Annotated in this window: 17 protein-coding genes and 1 pseudogene; 16 read left to right on the top strand and 2 right to left on the bottom strand. The window is 36.4% G+C overall.

What is annotated here, in order from left to right:
• Positions 1-105: 105 nt before the first annotated feature.
• Entirely contained in the window at positions 106-597 is a 492-nt protein-coding gene (locus tag NYE61_RS12240) for a PTS glucose transporter subunit IIA (RefSeq protein WP_303449392.1), read from the top strand.
• Positions 598-872: 275 nt separating this feature from the next.
• Here the strand turns inward: NYE61_RS12240 and norA are convergent, their stop codons facing one another.
• A complete protein-coding gene (gene norA, locus NYE61_RS12235; RefSeq protein ID WP_095313045.1) occupies positions 873-2,048 on the bottom strand; it encodes a multidrug efflux MFS transporter NorA in 1,176 nt (391 codons plus the stop codon).
• 272 nt (positions 2,049-2,320) lie between these two features.
• Between norA and NYE61_RS12230 the strand changes: the two genes are divergently transcribed.
• The 6 genes from NYE61_RS12230 to NYE61_RS12205 all read left to right on the top strand — a co-directional run bounded on the left by NYE61_RS12230 (position 2,321) and on the right by NYE61_RS12205 (position 6,952).
• Positions 2,321-3,391, top strand: a complete 1,071-nt coding sequence (locus NYE61_RS12230) for a PhnD/SsuA/transferrin family substrate-binding protein (protein ID WP_303449395.1) — start codon at positions 2,321-2,323, stop codon at positions 3,389-3,391.
• Between the two features lie 81 nt (positions 3,392-3,472).
• A complete protein-coding gene (gene phnC, locus NYE61_RS12225; RefSeq protein WP_303449397.1) occupies positions 3,473-4,258 on the top strand; it encodes a phosphonate ABC transporter ATP-binding protein in 786 nt (261 codons plus the stop codon).
• On the top strand, positions 4,233-5,048 hold the full coding sequence (gene phnE / locus NYE61_RS12220; RefSeq protein ID WP_303449399.1) for a phosphonate ABC transporter, permease protein PhnE: 816 nt from the start codon (positions 4,233-4,235) through the stop codon (positions 5,046-5,048). The genes phnC and phnE (NYE61_RS12220) overlap by 26 nt, the downstream gene beginning before the upstream one ends.
• A gap of 10 nt (positions 5,049-5,058) precedes the next feature.
• Complete coding sequence (gene phnE / locus NYE61_RS12215; RefSeq protein ID WP_095313053.1) at positions 5,059-5,862, top strand: phosphonate ABC transporter, permease protein PhnE; 804 nt, start codon at positions 5,059-5,061, stop codon at positions 5,860-5,862.
• A gap of 382 nt (positions 5,863-6,244) precedes the next feature.
• Positions 6,245-6,721 (top strand): DUF2975 domain-containing protein, encoded by a 477-nt coding sequence (locus NYE61_RS12210; RefSeq protein ID WP_303449402.1) that lies wholly within the window; start codon positions 6,245-6,247, stop codon positions 6,719-6,721.
• 9 nt (positions 6,722-6,730) lie between these two features.
• Complete coding sequence (locus tag NYE61_RS12205) at positions 6,731-6,952, top strand: helix-turn-helix transcriptional regulator (protein WP_095313057.1); 222 nt, start codon at positions 6,731-6,733, stop codon at positions 6,950-6,952.
• A gap of 69 nt (positions 6,953-7,021) precedes the next feature.
• Here the strand turns inward: NYE61_RS12205 and NYE61_RS12200 are convergent, their stop codons facing one another.
• Positions 7,022-8,509: a catalase gene (locus NYE61_RS12200; protein ID WP_095313059.1), complete on the bottom strand. Its 1,488-nt coding sequence runs from the start codon at positions 8,507-8,509 to the stop codon at positions 7,022-7,024.
• Positions 8,510-8,842: 333 nt separating this feature from the next.
• Here NYE61_RS12200 and NYE61_RS12195 point away from each other — a divergent pair, with 333 nt between their 5' ends.
• From NYE61_RS12195 to NYE61_RS12155, 9 genes and pseudogenes are all read left to right on the top strand, one after another.
• Positions 8,843-9,187, top strand: coding sequence for a MerR family transcriptional regulator (locus NYE61_RS12195; protein ID WP_095313061.1), 345 nt, complete (start codon positions 8,843-8,845; stop codon positions 9,185-9,187).
• Complete coding sequence (locus NYE61_RS12190; RefSeq protein WP_095313064.1) at positions 9,184-9,636, top strand: SRPBCC family protein; 453 nt, start codon at positions 9,184-9,186, stop codon at positions 9,634-9,636. Before NYE61_RS12195 ends, NYE61_RS12190 begins: the two co-directional genes overlap by 4 nt.
• 370 nt (positions 9,637-10,006) lie before the next feature.
• A complete protein-coding gene (gene nagE, locus NYE61_RS12185) occupies positions 10,007-11,458 on the top strand; it encodes an N-acetylglucosamine-specific PTS transporter subunit IIBC (protein WP_095313066.1) in 1,452 nt (483 codons plus the stop codon).
• A 156-nt stretch (positions 11,459-11,614) separates the two neighbouring features.
• Positions 11,615-12,337 (top strand): GntR family transcriptional regulator, encoded by a 723-nt coding sequence (locus NYE61_RS12180; protein ID WP_095313068.1) that lies wholly within the window; start codon positions 11,615-11,617, stop codon positions 12,335-12,337.
• Positions 12,338-12,368: 31 nt separating this feature from the next.
• Positions 12,369-13,286, top strand: a complete 918-nt coding sequence (locus tag NYE61_RS12175) for a PEP phosphonomutase (protein WP_095313070.1) — start codon at positions 12,369-12,371, stop codon at positions 13,284-13,286.
• Between the two features lie 27 nt (positions 13,287-13,313).
• Complete coding sequence (locus tag NYE61_RS12170) at positions 13,314-14,003, top strand: copper homeostasis protein CutC (RefSeq protein WP_251661281.1); 690 nt, start codon at positions 13,314-13,316, stop codon at positions 14,001-14,003.
• A 672-nt stretch (positions 14,004-14,675) separates the two neighbouring features.
• Positions 14,676-15,149: a hypothetical protein gene (locus NYE61_RS12165; RefSeq protein WP_095313072.1), complete on the top strand. Its 474-nt coding sequence runs from the start codon at positions 14,676-14,678 to the stop codon at positions 15,147-15,149.
• An 88-nt stretch (positions 15,150-15,237) separates the two neighbouring features.
• Positions 15,238-16,032 carry a TraX family protein gene (locus tag NYE61_RS12160; protein ID WP_095313073.1) on the top strand — a complete coding sequence of 265 codons (795 nt, stop codon included), beginning with the start codon at positions 15,238-15,240 and terminating at the stop codon, positions 16,030-16,032.
• Positions 16,033-16,605: 573 nt separating this feature from the next.
• Positions 16,606-16,750, top strand: a pseudogene (locus tag NYE61_RS12155) (transcriptional regulator); the annotation flags it as partial.
• Between the last annotated feature and the right edge of the window lie 218 nt (positions 16,751-16,968).

The raw sequence follows: 16,968 nt of genomic DNA, 5'->3' as shown, positions 1-16,968 counted from the left end.
TAAACGCGATATGCGTCAGTTGAGATGAACTCTTTATAAATGAAGGGAGCAGGCGAAAAAGGGAACTATTTTCGTCTGTTCCTATATATAATCGGAGGTAACAGCATGTTAAAGAAATTATTTGGCAAAAAAGAGACATTAGAAAATTTAGTTTCACCGATAACTGGGAACATCTTGAAAATTGAAGCTGTTCCGGATGATATGTTCAGTCAAAAAATGCTTGGTGATGGGATTGCGGTTGAACCGACAGAAGGAATTGTGGTATCCCCTCTCGATGGTGAAGTTGTTCAATTTTTTCCAACCAAACATGCCGTTGGAATTCAGGGAAACAATGGTTTAGAAGTTTTAATTCATATCGGTTTAGAAACAGTTGCACTTAACGGAGAAGGGTTCGAAGGTTACGTTCAACAAGGTGATAAGGTGCGAGCTGGTGATAAACTAATCAGCTTTGACTTAGAATTAATCAAAGAAAAAGCGGATAGTATTGTTTCGCCAGTTGTTATTACGAATTTTGATCAAGTTCAAGAATTAGTAAAAAGTGAGGGTAGTACTGCGAATCATGGTGAATCTGTATTGTTGAAGGTGAAAATAAAATAAGGCGAGTGTATAATCATTCTCTATCTGTAAGGCTGTCCTAATTACGGACATCTTTTTTTGTAAGCAGATATGATTGGCCCAGTAACAAGTGGGCATCCGATCTAGTTATCCGTTAGGTTGTAAACCATTCAACTCCGGTTTAACAAAGCATGTGGGAGTTGAATGGTATTTTTTTCTAATTAGATAAGTTAGTTCATAAAGCTAGTAAGAAGCTATCAAAACAACGGGAATTCTAACTTAGCCAAAACGATTACAGTTACTTCTTCTTGTAATATTTAAAGCCCCTTCAAATGTGGATCCTTCCAGAACATCGTCATTACGAAACCTAGTATAATCACAACTGCACTAAAATAAAAAGGGAAATTTATATCGATATCAAACAGCATACCTCCCAGAACTGGTCCAAATACATTGGCAAGCGAAGTGAAGAAGGAATTCATCCCGCCAACAAATCCTTGCTCATTACCAGCGATGCGTGAGAGGTAGGTCGTTACAGCCGGACGAATAAGATCAAATCCGATGAATACCGTAAATGTCACTGCCATGATTGTCCAGTAGGTGTTTACGAGTGTCATCGCGAAAACTAAAATCGTCGAGAATAGTAATGACCAACGAATGATATTAACTTCCCCCATATATCTGGTTAATGGATCAAATAATAGAATCTGGAAGAGTGCACCGATAATTGCACCACCTGTAATGGCAATAGCTATATCCGACGGGCTAAATGCAAATTTATGGTCAACATATAGGCTGAATAAAGAATCAAATGCAGCTAAACCAAATGATGCTATGAAAATTACGATAAAGGCAATAAAGAACATTGGCTTTAACATTTTCTTTAAGCTGTTCTTTCCAGCTAATGGTGATTCATCCAACGTGTCTTCTGCTTTAGAGCTAGGCTCCTTCAATGTGAAAATGGATAAAATCGCGACTACAAAAGCAAAAGCAGCTGCTGAAAAAAATGGAACTCTTGTACCGATTTCCGCCAAAAAGCCGCCGATGCCAGGCCCGATTATAAAACCGGTGTTAATTGCTGCAGACATATAGCCAAGTGCTTTTGGGCGTTTCTCTATTGTGGTAACGTCGGCAATAAATGCCGTCACAGCAGGCATGATAAAAGCACCACTTACGCCACCTAAAATACGTGATATAAATAGAACTTCTATTGTTTTTCCCAGCCCGAATAATAGTTCGGAAAAACTGAAAATAAATAAACCGATCACAATCATAATTTTCCGACCGAATTTATCAGCCGCTTTTCCAGCAAATGGAGAAAAAATTAATTGTGTTAAAGCAAATGCTGCGGTTAAATAGCCAACAACGGTACCACTAATATTTAACTCATTCATTATTGTTGGCAGTACAGGTATAACTAAACTGATTCCTAAAAAGACAAAAAATATGTTCATAAGTAGTATGGCTAATGTCATTTCTTTTCTCTTCTTCATCTTATGTCACCTATATTCTTTTCCTAAGTAATATTAGAATTCTACTCTTTTTCCCTCATACATGCAATCTTTATTTTTCGATTTTTGTTTCGTGTACATACCCACTCTATTTAATAAAAAAGTGGATTGCAATTAAACTTCTTTTAACTCTTGATATTAGGTTTTAACTATCAATTATCTGCATGATTATAATTTAACTTAACAAACAATTTACAGTTAATTAATATAATTCTGTTAAAATTATCGGTATTAAGGCTTAGGAGGATTGTTACATGAAGAAAGTTATTTTATTTGCTGCAACATTACTATTTGCAGTAGTTTTAGCAGCTTGTGGTGATCAGACGGAAGAAAGTGATGCTTCTACAGAAGGCGCTAATTCTAGTGATACAACAGAAAATGAATCTATTGAAAAATTGTCCATTGGATTTGTACCTTCTCGTGAACCAGAGGAAATTATTACTGCTACAGAACCGTTGAAGGAGTTATTAACAGAAGAGCTATCTGGCTTAGGATATGACATAGGTGAAATTGAAATAATTGTAGGTACAAATTATGAGGCAGTTGGAGAAGCACTCTCAGCCGGAACAACGGATATTGGATTTATTCCAGGCGGTACATATGTATTGTATGATGACGGTGCTGAAGTTATATTAACAGCAACACGTGCAGGTTTAAGCAATGACTCGGATAACGCTGCAGATTGGAATGAAAATGAACCAACAGAACCAACGGATGAACAAACAACTTCATATCGTGCATTATTAATTGCTGGTCCATCAGAGAACGGACAAGCTTTAGCCGAGAAAGTAAATAATGGGGAAGAGCTGACATTTGAAGATTTAGATAATGCGACTTGGAATGTGATGTCATCGTCATCTCCAGCGGGTTACATTTACCCTGCATTATGGTTGCAAGAAAACTTTAATAAGACAATTACGGACTTATCAAAAGCGGTACAAGCTGATTCATATGGAAGTGCATTTGCTCGTTTAGCTACCGGACAAACAGATGTATTAGTTACGTATGCAGATGCACGTCGTGACTTTGTAGACACATGGACGACGGAATACGGTCGTGACGCTGATATCTGGGAAGAAACAGATGTCATTGGTGTTATGCCAGCAATCTATAATGACACCATTAGTGTGAGCAAAAACTCTGAAATAATGAATGATGATTTGAAAGCAGCATTAAAGAAAGCATTTATGAATATTGGAGAATCAGAAGAGGGAAAAGAAGTTATTGCGATCTACAGTCATGAAGGGTATCAAGATGCGACAGATGAAGACTATGATAATGAACGAAAGGCCCAGGAAATTGTGCAGCAAGTAGGGTCAAACTAAGGATCAGAATGCAAATAGAATGATAGAAAAATGAGAACGTTATTCTATGTTCTCATTTTTTTCTAGGATTGGAGTATCATCATGATTGAATTTAAACAAGTCCACAAACAATATCCCAATGGTTTATTGGCGTTAAAGGATATTGATCTTCAGATCGATCAAGGAGAATATGTAGCTATTATTGGGCTTTCAGGCGCTGGGAAATCGACGTTACTGCGTTGCGTTAATCGTATGCACGATATATCAAGCGGCTCTTTGAAGGTAGACGATGTCGAAATCAGCACATTAAGAGGAAAGGGAATACGCCAATTGCGTCGCAGCATTGGAATGATTTTTCAGTCATTTAACTTAGTCACCCGTATCTCGGTTATGAAAAACGTGCTTGTTTCTTTTGTTCCTGAAATACCTTTATGGAGAAAGGTGCTAGGTGTGTTTACAGAACAAGAGAAAAAACAGGCGTTAATTGCACTTGATCGGGTTGGTATTTTAGATAAGGCATTCGTTAGGGTTGATCAATTGTCAGGCGGACAGCAACAGCGTGTAGCTCTCGCACGTACACTTGCGCAAAACCCCAAAATTATTTTAGCTGATGAGCCTGTGGCATCACTTGATCCAGTAACTGCAAATCAAGTAATGGGAGACTTCAGGCGAATTAATCAGGAACTTCATATGACCGTTATCATGAACATTCATCATGTCGAATTAGCACTGGAATATGCGAGTCGAATTATTGGCATACGTGCTGGAGAAATTGTCTATGATGGACGAACAGAGGATGTAACAGACGAGATTTTAGAACAGATTTATAAAGGGTCTGTTGAAAAAGGGGAGGACATTGCCCATGCTCGCGAAGCTGTTACCAACTAAGAAATTAACACTTCCAAATGGAAAAGTAGTAGTGGAAAGGAGGTCCATGACGCCCGTTATTATTCTGCTTTTACTCGGATTTTCCTACTGGTCTATTCAAATTACGGGGTTCGATCTTGAAATTCTAATCACTAGAATCCGCCAGTTCTTTGTCATTATACAAGAGATGCTTTCACCAACATGGGCTTATGTTCCGCACATTTGGAAGCCATTATTAGATACTATTAAAATGTCACTACTTGGATCACTTTTAGGTGCCATTTCTGCATTGCCGTTAGCGATACTTGCAGCAAGTAATATTGCGAAGACAGCCTGGATTTCATCTGCAACCAAATTTTCCCTAAGCTTATTGCGCACACTTCCAACATTGATTGTTGCTCTTATTGCTACCTATATTTTCGGACTTGGAACGTTTGCGGGAACAGTTGCAATTTACTTATTTACAATCGCATATGTAGGCAAATTACTATACGAGCAAATAGAGAATGTCAATATGGATGCATATGAGGCGATGCATTCGATGGGATTAACAACAATCCAATCATTTCGGTATGCTATTTTCCCGCAAATACTACCGAATTATTTATCGACTTCCTTGTTTTGTTTTGAGGGAAATGTTCGTTACGCAGCTATTTTAGGGTACGTTGGAGCAGGTGGTATTGGACTGCTGCTAAATGAAAGTCTTGGATGGCGAAACTACGCAAATGTAGGCATGATTTTACTGATGCTAGTTGTTGTTGTCTATTTGATTGAATCGATTAGTGAACATTACCGAAAGAAATTAAAGTAGGAGATTACATATGAATCATATCGATAAACAGTACGAACTGGAACCGAATCGCCGTCTTACACAAATAATGACAGCATTGATCTTGATTATCCTTTTTGGTTGGTCGTTGTCTGCCATCCAGTTTGATGAATTAACAGTGAATGGACTTACAATCGCCAAAAATATCCTGTTGGGTCTCGTTCAACCAGATGTAGAATTGTTGTTTAATTTTACGAATGGGGTACCTTATTTGCTCATTGAAACAGTAGCAATTGCTTTCTTAGGTACCATTGTAGGAGCAATTCTGGCAATTCCGCTTGCTTTTTTATCCGCATCAAATATTGTACCGAAGCCAGTAGCAATTATCATTCGCTTATTGCTCGTTTTTATTAGGACAATTCCTGCCATTGTTTATGGACTAATGTTTATCCGGGTAACCGGTCCAGGCCCTTTTGCAGGGGTTTTAACAATGTCTCTAACAAGTATAGGAATGTTGGCAAAGTTGTATGTAGACGTTATAGAAGATTTAGATACGTCTATTCTGGAGTCGATGGAATCATTAGGATGTACCATGATAGAAAAAATACGTTTTGGTATACTGCCACAGCTTTCAGCTTTGTTCCTGTCCATCATCATCTATCGATTTGATATGAATCTGCGTGATGCAGCTGTTCTAGGATTAGTTGGAGCAGGTGGAATTGGTGCTCCGCTTATATTTGCCATGAATTCATATCGCTGGGAAGAGGTTGGTTCAATTTTAATTGGTCTTGTTATACTTATTTTAATTGTTGAATATGTGTCCAATAAAATTCGGACAAAGTTAGTAAGGGGATAACGCTTGGAGCGCTGATATGGCTTATTGTAATAATGCCGTTTCCAGTTGGAATGTTATTACTCTATTTATTTTTAAGGCGGCCATTATATATTTGGTTTATCACATATTTAACAACATTGGGCTTGTATACGCTCATACATATTTTAGTAAGTTACTTTTCCCATTTCCATTCTTTAATTCCTGCTTGGAAATTATCTTAAAAAACTTCTAAACAAAATGGTGCATTAGTTGAAAAGGCAAAAGGAGCTTGGGTGCCGAGCTCCTTTTTGTTCTTTTTATATTTGGGTTTCAACAAAAAAACATCGAAAATCGTAATTTATTTATTGTGAAACGATAAATATAATGATAAAATCAAATAGAATAATAAAGTGAGGTGTATTTAATGAAATATGGTTCAACACTCTTTTTAAAGTTAGCATTATTTCTTATTGGAACTCCGGTTCTTGCTTTATCTATATTCGGAGTGTATTGGTTAGTTAATAATCCAGCAAATCCAGAATATGATCATATTCTGTATCCCATTATAATTGGTATGTATGTATCAGTGATTCCGTTTTTCTTTGCTTTGTACCAGGCTTTTAAACTTTTAAGCTATATTGACAAGAACCAGGCTTTCTCTAAATTATCTGTTGTGGCTCTAAAGAAAATTAAATGGTGTGCAATAACAATCAGTGGGTTGTATGTGCTTATTATTCCTTTTGTTTATATCGTAGCAGAGCTAGATGATGCACCAGGTCTCATCATTATCGGAATGGTCCCTATTTTTGCTTCTATGGTGATCGCAGTCTTTGCTGCGGTTCTCCAAAGACTTTTAGAAGAAGCGATTCATATAAAATCCGAAAATGATTTGACGGTATGAGGTGATAATATGGCGATTATAATTAATATTGATGTGATGTTAGCAAAACGAAAAATGAGTGTGACGGAATTATCTGAGCGGGTTGGCATAACGATGGCAAATCTTTCTATATTGAAAAATGGGAAGGCAAAAGCAATTCGGATTTCAACGTTAGATGCCATTTGTAAGGCATTAGAGTGTCAGCCGGGTGATGTATTGGAATATCGAGCCGATGAGGGTGGCACCAATTAAGTAACCTTTTTCCAAATCCAGTAGTTATAAAAAAGACTGCCTTCAAGTGAGGACAGTCTTCTTTTTCGTTTATACAGTAGTAGAAACAGCTATTTCATCCACTGGAACGCCAAGCGCTCTGGCTACACCTTCGCCATATGCTGGATCTGCTTTATAACAATTGTTAATATGTCTTAATTGAATTTCCTTCGTAGTTCCTTGCATATTTTTTGCTGTGTTTTCAAATAACCTTTGCTGCTCTTCTACAGTCATTAATCGGAATAACCTACCGGGTTGTTCATAGTAATTATCATCATCTTCTCGGAAGTTATGATAATCCGCAGTACCAAAAATATCTAGAGCTGGTTCTTGGTGTTCCTTGCTGTCTTCCCATTCACCATAGCTATTTGGGCTATATGTGACTTGATTTCCATGAGGGATGACTCTCATAGCACCATCACGGTGATAGGGGTTGAAATTCTTCGCGTTTTTCGGATAGTTGACTGGGATTTGCCAGTGGTTTACACCTAAACGATAGCGTTGTGCATCTCCGTATGAGAATAAGCGACCTTGCAACATTCTATCTGGAGAGAAACCAATACCAGGAACAATGTTGGTTGGAGCGAATGCAGCCTGCTCAACTTCTTCAAAGTAATTCTCTGGGTTGCGATTTAATTCAACCTCACCAACTTCAATTAGTGGGAAATCCTCTTTATACCAAACCTTTGTGATATCAAATGGATTATCTTTCATGTTTCTTGCATATTCTTCTGTCATAACTTGGATAAATAAAGTCCATTTTGGATTATCTCCGCGTTCAATTGCTTGAAATAAATCTCGTTGATGGCTTTCACGGTCGCGACCAACTAATGCTTCAGCTTCTTGTTCAGTCAGATTTTTAATTCCTTGTTGTGTTTTGAAGTGGAATTTTACCCAAAATCGTTCATTTTCTGCATTGAAAAAGCTATACGTATGACTACCAAACATATGCATGTTTCGATAGCTTGCTGGAATACCACGGTCACTCATCGTGATTGTCACTTGATGCAGTGCTTCCGGTAAGCTTGTCCAAAAATCCCAGTTCGCTTGAGCGCTATGCATATTCGTTTTTGGATCACGTTTTACAACATGGTTTAAATCTGGGAACCGCTTCGGATCTCTCATAAAGAACACAGGCGTATTATTTCCGACAAGATCCCAGTTACCTTCCTCTGTATAGAATTTCATAGATGTACCACGAATATCACGTTCTGCATCAGCAGCCCCGCGTTCACCAGCAACAGTTGAGAAGCGGACAAACATATCGGTTTTCTTACCAACCTCTGAGAAAATGTCTGCTTTCGTATATTTTGTAATATCGTTCGTAACGGTAAATGTCCCGTATGCACCGGAACCTTTCGCGTGCATACGGCGCTCTGGGATTACCTCACGATCAAAGTGAGCTAGTTTCTCGAGGAACCAGTAATCTTCCATTAATAACGGGCCGCGTGGACCGGCTGTCTTAGAATCTGAGTCATTTGGTACAGGATTACCAAATGCAGTAGTCATTCTTTTTTTGTTTTCATTTATATTCCCCAAAATAAATACCTCCAAAGTATAATAGTTTTTAATTTATATTAATTATAATTTATTTCTATAGATGCTATTTTATATAAAGATATTTAGTAAGTCAAGAACGAATGATCTTATTTTAAAATATTTTTTTCTCAATTAAATTATATAATTGATAATTATAAACTTTGGTGAATTTAGGGAATTTTGTGTGGTATAGTTTTTATTAACAAATGAAGGAACACTAAATTTAGGTGGTACAAAGTTATTTTTTAAATCTGTCGATAGAATTTCGGTAATATATATTGACTCTGTGGCGCACCCCACAGTTTATAATTTAAGACGAGCGGGAGGGACAGGATGTATAAGGTTAGTGATTTTTCTGAGATGACCGGATTAAGTAAAGAAACATTACGATACTATGCCGAAGTAAAATTGCTTGAACCAGCATTTATTGATCCAAATAACAACTATCGTTATTACGATGATGGAAGTTACTTCCTGGCAATCCTCCTCGTTAAATTGCGGAGACTTGGCTTTACCATACAGGAAATGGTCTGTGTCATGGAGGATGAGTCATTTGCAAATTTAGATGGGCTGTTAATACAAAAAAGACATAAAATTCAGAGGGAAATAGACGATCTTCTGCTTCGGGTTGAAGAGATCGATGCTTTTCTTGAATCTGGGAAGGAAGAATACAAATGATCCAATGGAAAGAAGAAATCACTATTGATACAAATATTGAAAATGTATGGAGCCTATTTTTAGATAGAAACATCAAACAGATTATGCCTAAAGTAGAGAAACATACGGTGATTGAAAAAAGGGAAGGTGAGGTTGGAGCAAAGCACGAACAAACCTATCGGGAAGGAAAACGGCTTGAAACGTATATTGTAGAAACGTTAGCTTATGAAGACTTAGAAGATAAAAAGTACAAGCAAATACGTTTTGTTTTAGGTAAAGCTTTTGAGATTAATCTATCTTTTAAATTACTTAAAATTAGTGATACACAAACGGCATTTATTTATGAGGGTAGTAATAAAGGGGTTAATTTTGTAGGAAGAGCAATGTTGAAGCTAGGAAGTGAGAAAAGCAACAATAAAGTTGTAGAAGAGTTTATGCAAAAAGTGAATGAGGAAGCAATGAAAATTTAGATTCGTAATTTGTGACTTCGAAAACGATTAAGCAATTGAAGTCCTACAAACATAGTGTCCCGTTAATTGGGGAATAAAAAGCAAAGCTCGCCGGTTCGAGTTGATTACGAACTGGCGAGCTTTTTGATTCTTTAAGCTAAAAAATGATATGAAATTGGTATAGACAACTAGTTTAACGTGGGATACAATATATTTCGTTGTTATCTTTAATTTTTTACGGATGAAATAAGGAAGGGTTCGAAAGTTATAACCTTAAATGAAAGCGTATTTTTTGGGTAGAATACTATATTAAGTACGTTACACATTTTTTTAGTTTATACACTCCGTAAATTAACAACATATATAAAACTTTTGATAGGAGGAAAACAGGATGATGAAATATCTCCAAAGTATAGGTCGTTCATTGATGTTACCGGTTGCAGTATTACCTGCAGCGGCAATTTTAATGGGGATAGGTTATTGGATTGACCCATCAGGCATGGGGGAAGGAAGTGCAGCAGCTGCTTTCTTAATTAAAGCAGGCTCTTCCATTATTGATAATATACCAATCTTATTTGCGGTAGGGATTGCGTTAGGTATGTCCAAGGAGAGAGACGGTGCTGCTGCACTAAGTGGGCTAGTTGCCTACTTAGTCGTAACCACACTACTTTCCGTTGATACTGTTGCATTATTGCAAGGAATTAATGTGGAAAATGTAAACCCAGCCTTTGAGAATATAGAAAATGCGTTTATTGGAATTCTTTCTGGGGTTGTAGCATCAATTATGTTTAATCGATTTAGTCATGTACAATTACCAGCAGCGTTAGCTTTCTTTAGTGGGAAGCGAGTTGTACCGATTATGACATCTGCTTTAATGCTTGTTGTTGCTGCAGCATTATTCTTTGTCTGGCCTGTAGTTTATACAGGATTAGTTAATTTCGGTGAAATGATTAGTACATTAGGGGCTATTGGTGCAGGGATTTATGGATTTCTTAATAAATTATTAATTCCAATTGGATTACATCATGCGCTTAACTCTGTGTTCTGGTTTGATGTAGCGGGAATAAACGATATTGGAAATTTCTGGGCGGGAACTGGTGAAAAAGGAATTACAGGTATGTATCAAGCCGGATACTTCCCGATTATGATGTTTGGCTTACCTGCAGCAGGACTTGCGATGTATCATGCGGCAAAAACAAAAAGGAAAAAGCAAGTAGGATCCTTAATGCTTGCAGGAGGTTTTGCTTCCTTCTTAACTGGGGTTACCGAACCAATTGAATTTGCTTTTATGTTTGTAGCGCCGTTTTTATATGTTGTTCATGCCGTATTAACAGGTATCTCCATGGCGATTGCTGCTATGTTTAATTGGACAGCTGGTTTTGGTTTTAGCGCGGGGCTAATTGACTTTATATTAAGCTCGCGTCTGCCAATGGCTAATGAACCGTACATGCTATTGCTCCAGGGACTGGTATTCTTTGTTATCTACTATATTATATTTAGATTTTTAATTGCAAAATTTAATATCAAAACTCCTGGTAGAGAAGATGATGATGTGCTTGAAGCGGAAGAGGTAGAATCTACTGAAAATGCCGATGACAATAAATTCGCAGCAATGGCAGCGAAAATTTACGAAGGTTTAGGTGGGGAAGAAAACGTTACCTCTATTGACAATTGTGTTACCCGATTAAGACTGGATGTGAAAGATTCGTCTGCAATTGATCAAAGTAAAATTAAGGCTACAGGTGTACCAGGGGTAGTTGTTACTGGTAAAAACAATGTTCAAGTTGTTGTTGGCACACAAGTTCAATTTGTAGCTGACGAGATGAAGAAGATTCATAAGTAATACATGATTGGGAGTGTCCTAATCGCTTGAACAGCCTAGCGTAGATTATCTAGAACGATAGCTTACGTATTAAAATATAGTCGAACGTAATAATTAAATATCCGATACAAGACATCATTGCTTTTACGTAACGATAAAAGGAAAGTGTTTTCTAAAATGATAATCAAAGAATCGCCAATACCACTTTATTTTCAATTGGAACAAGTGATAAAAGAGATGATTGAAAAGAAGGAGTTAAAACCTGGAGACTTAGTTCCTTCTGAGCGTGAGTATGCTGAGAAGTACCAAATCAGTCGAATGACGGTAAGGCAAGCAATGAATAATCTTACAAGTGAAGGCTATTTACAGCGTGAACGTGGAAAAGGGACTTTCGTTGCTTATAAGAAATTCGAACAGGATTTGGAACACTTAACAAGTTTTTCAGAGGATATGCGTTTACGGGGAATGGTAGCAGGAACAAAGGTATTAGAATTTAACATTATAAAAGCAAGTGGATGGTTAGCCAAGAAGTTAGGACTGGAGGAAGGCTCATCAGTCTATGAAATAAAAAGATTGCGTTTAGGGGATCAGCTGCCAATCGCATTTCAAATCTTTTATACGTCAGTAGATCGTATTCCAGGTCTTACGAGAGAAATTGCAGAACAATCCATTTATCAACATATTGAAAATGAGACTGAACTTCGGATTTTGTCCGCTGAACAGGAAGTGGAAGCAACAATCGCTCGTAAGCACATGGCTGACGCGCTTGATATTAAAATTGGTGATCCGATTCTCTATATTTCCCGAGTTAGTCTCACTGAAAATGATATACCTTTAGAGTATGTACAATCATACTATCGTGCTGACCGCTATAAATACAAAGTTAAAATTAATCGATAACATAGAAGTATGAAGAAAGGGGAAATTTTTAGTGAAAAGATTATTAGATTGTACGGCTTCTGATTTTCAAAAAATGAATGGCCAAGACTTAAAGCAGTCCATTCAAGCCTGTGAAGGAAGAGTAATGCTATCAGAGACAATGACTTCTGTAGCGCCATTATACCCGAGCGTCACCAATGCTGAACTTGCATCTGCGTTCGGTGCTGATTTACTCTTATTAAATTTATTTGATGTGTTTAACCCTGCTGTTGAAGGGGTTGAATGTGATCAGAATGAATCAGTCATACAAAAAGTGAAGGAACTAACTGGACGTCCTGTTGGCCTGAATTTAGAACCAGTCGACCTTCATGCCGAACAAATAGAAAAATTAGATACAGTTTCAAAAGGAAGATTGGCTACCGAAGAATCCTTAAGGAAAGCGAGAAAATTAGGTTTTGATTTCATATGTTTAACGGGTAATCCTAAAACAGGTGTGACAAATAATGAAACGATTGTTGCTATTCAGAAGGCCCGTGAGGTTTTTGGTGAAGAAGGATTAATTATTGCAGGAAAAATGCATGGTGCTGGAGTTACAAATGAAACAGGCAGCAGTATTATTTCAGAAGATGCACTATCCAGTTTTATTAAAGCAGGAGCGGATGTTATTTTAATGCCTGCTCCTGGAACAGTCCCTGGAATCACATTGGATACTGTCCAAAACTATGTACAATTTGTTCATTCAAAAGGTGCGCTGGCAATGCTCACGATTGGGACAAGCCAAGAAGGAGCTGATGAGGCAACGATCCGCCAAATCGCGTTAAATAGTAAAATGGCTGGTGCAGATATTTATCATATAGGGGATACAGGCTTTTACGGAATTGCTGTCCCGGAAAACATTATGACCTATTCCATCGCTATCAGAGGAAGACGCCATACGTATGTAAGAATGGCTGCATCTGTAAAACGTTAGAAGTTTGCAAAAAGGTTGGTGAAAGATATGAATTTGGAACTGATTGTACAAAATAAGCAAGAAGCTATTCAGGCAGAAAAACTAGGGTCTCACCGTCTAGAACTCGTATCCGCAATGAAAGAGGGAGGGCTAACCCCAAGCTATGGAGCGATCAAACAGGTCCTGCAAAGCGTAAAGATTCCTGTCCAGATCATGGTTCGCCCCCATAGCTATCATTTTTACTATACAGAAGATGATTTTCAGGTGATTTGTGAAGATATCGAAATGATTACAAAGCTTGGAGGCAATCGAATTGTCTTCGGTGCACTAAATCAGAATGGTACCATAAATGAAGAAATGCTTCGTGAGATTATTCGGCGGTTCCCAGATATAGATATAACCTTTCACCGTGCGTTTGATGAGGTTCATTCACAAGAAGCCGCCTACCGTACTTTACTCCAATTCAAACAGAATGTAAGGCGGATTTTGACATCCGGCGGGGAAGTAAATTGTGAGAAAGGCAAAGACCAGTTAGCAAAATTGGTAAAACTATCTTTCGGGCAAAACGGACCGAGTATCATGCCTGGTTCAGGACTATCACCAGAAAACATTGCGGGTATTCATCAAATGGTAAGTGCAGAAGATTATCATTTTGGTAGTGCTGTAAGGGTGGATGGCTCATTCGCAAATGAACTTTCACAATCCGCAATTCAACGAATACAAAAGGAATTGATGTAAGGTTTATTTGTGCTTAAGTACTATTTGGTGGCTCAACAACTTAAAAATCCAGTATTAGTGTCCAACAACCTAATGCTGGATTTTTTATGTTTCGATTACTTTCTACCAAAGATTCCATGATACATTAGAATAGGATCTTTGCGATCTGCATAAAACCATGCATAACATGTATGCAACCATCCGTTGACAAAGTGCATTTGCTCCGTGATAGAAAGAAAAGCATTGTTATCCTAAACTAGAACTAACAAAATGAAAGGGGTTTCGTGCATGACCTTTGGTCAAAAACTTTTTAAACTAAGGAAACTAAATACAACAAGACAGGCGATTAGTAAATGGGAAAAATAATAAATTATTGATTCAGAAACTCGATGAACAACAGAATTTTATACATAAAAATTTAGAAAAACGTTTTTTTTCGATTTTCGTTTTTAAGTGAAAAAATTAAATTTATAGTTTCAAAAAAAAATTGAGATATTTATATTCTTTTAGCCACGTACTCAACTGAATTTTTGAATTTAAGGTCGTGCATAATTTTATATATATATTTAAATACCGCACGGTTTTTAATTTGCAGGAAATTTTATGTATATATTGGGAGGTTTTTAGGAGGTTAGCGTCGAATATTGATTTATATTGTATTTTTGAAAAAATTAAATTGGAGGTACTTGTTTAATGAAAAAGTTTATGACAGTTAGTATTTTATCCCTCATTTTTATGTTGGTTTTAGGTACTAATGTAGGAGCAACAAGCGCAGGAACAAACGTTGGAGTTTCTGAAAATCCACCAGCTGATGCAGAAACTGAAAATACTGAGGGTATGTCAACTCTAGGTTTGGGTAAACCGACTAAATCACATAATTTAAAAAGTAGTGGAGAGATGAAATTTTCAGGAAGTGCAGCAAACTCTAACCTATATACAAATAAATACTTTACTGGAGCCAGCAGTGTTTCAATAGAAGTGCGCAATTTTAGAGATGGAAAACTAAAATATAAACTTTATAAAAAAGGAACAATTGGTGCGGTAGGGACATTTACTCTGAACGCAAAACAGAGCCAAATATCTGTTCGTAATTTGGATTCAAAAGGACAATATTATATAAAATTTTATGGACCAAGTAATTTTAGTGGATCAGTAAAAGCTAATTGAATTAATAATTTTACAAGTGAAACGTCGTGATCTTTTTTCTCATGGTGTTTCACTCTGTTATATTTGAGTTTATTTTAGGAGAATGTTGATGACGACCACTAAACTTAAGATAATTGCATTGATATCGATGTTTATTGACCATGTTGGTCAATTTATATCTAATACTCCAGAATGGTTTCATTGGGTAGGTAGAATTGCAGCCCCAGTGTTTATTTATGCTCTAATTATAGGTTATCAATATACTTTAGATAGAAAAAAGTACATCATTCGTTTGTACCTATGTACTTTGGGTATGGCTATATTAAACCTTATTATTAATATTGTTTTTAATGAAACCCAAATGTATATAACGAATAATTTTTTTGCTCCTCTTTTTTTGATAATAATATTCATTTATTTTTTTGAGAAAAAGCAAATAAAATATGTTTTGTTTCTTGTTGTATGGCAAATGCTAGTTTTTTTGATTAGTATGCTGTTTTCAGAGATAGATTGGCGCTTTATTAGTGATGCTAGTGTTGTTTATCAATTTTTCGGTTCTATATTTGGTAGTGTTTTTTTTGTAGAAGGTGGACCGTTTTTTGTACTTTTAGGCTTGCTTCTTTATGTAACTAGAAAGACTAAGATTGGTATTAGCGTTGTTTATATCTTATTTTCTATATTTTGTTATGTTGTATACTCTAAATGGGGGTATAGACCAGATTTCTTTGCGGAATACCTAATTCAATATGCTGGGTATCAATGGATCATGATAATAGCATTACCGTTAATATTACTTTACAACGGTAAAAAAGGGATTGGTTTGAAGTACTTTTTTTATGTTTTTTATCCTGTACACATTTTAATTTTATATTTAATTGGTGTTTATTTATCTCAATTAGGTTAAGTATTAAAATAAAGAATGGCTTGAATTATGGAAGGAATCTACGAATAATCCAGACATCACGCAAGTGGATGTTCGTAAGGGCAACTTGGGGAATTTGGTTTCCCCCAATCGCCCTTGATTAAAAATGTTTATTGATTTATGCTATTCAGAAAGTGATGTCGCCAGTCCTGGAGCGACGAATAAAACAGGGATCGTTCTTCTCAATGACGATTTATAAAAGGGAGTCGCAAACCCATTATGCGACTCATTAAAATGTGGGTAGGAAAGTAATAAGACAGTGAAAGGTCATAGGAAACTATGGCCTTTTTTGTTTTGCTTTAAATTCCTTGATAAGAAATGTACCGGATTTTGTGAGATGAGCGCTTATATTTATGAAGAGGGTCTGTTTATGAAATAGATATTGTTTAAGGCTCAAACATAGTAAGACAGATCAAAAGTTTTTAAAAAAGAAAGGTATTTAATAAAACAAAGTAAGTAATAAAAAATAAAGGAGTGATAAGAATGGGAATGATCGAAATTAAAATAAAGATACCAGTAGAATTGATTGCATTGTTGTTTTTGCTTTCGTACAGGCAAGGATTTCCAGAGACAGAAAAGCTCTTGATGATCGGAAATATTTTTGAGGTTTCCATATTTGCTTAAAGAGACTGCGCAATCAAAAGAGGAAAATGATGATGGATATTATGTTAGCAAAGAAATGGCAGAAGGGTTCTTGCTGAACCAGAGATATCATTCAATAAGACTCTATTCAATTGAGTATTAAGGTACTTTGAAAAAAATAAGTTAATAACACACTTTAAATAGATTGTATTTTACAAACTTTATAAAATTTTATATGATCAATATAGATTTTGGGATAAGCTGTAATGGTTGCTTCTCCTATGCCTAAAGTAATTGGAGGTATCAGCAATCTGAAACAGTAACATTCAATAAAAA

This window comes from Oceanobacillus sp. FSL W7-1304 (genome assembly GCF_037969805.1).
GTDB classification, from domain to species: domain Bacteria; phylum Bacillota; class Bacilli; order Bacillales; family Amphibacillaceae; genus Oceanobacillus; species Oceanobacillus profundus.
This window is presented reverse-complemented; position numbering and strand designations above follow the sequence as displayed.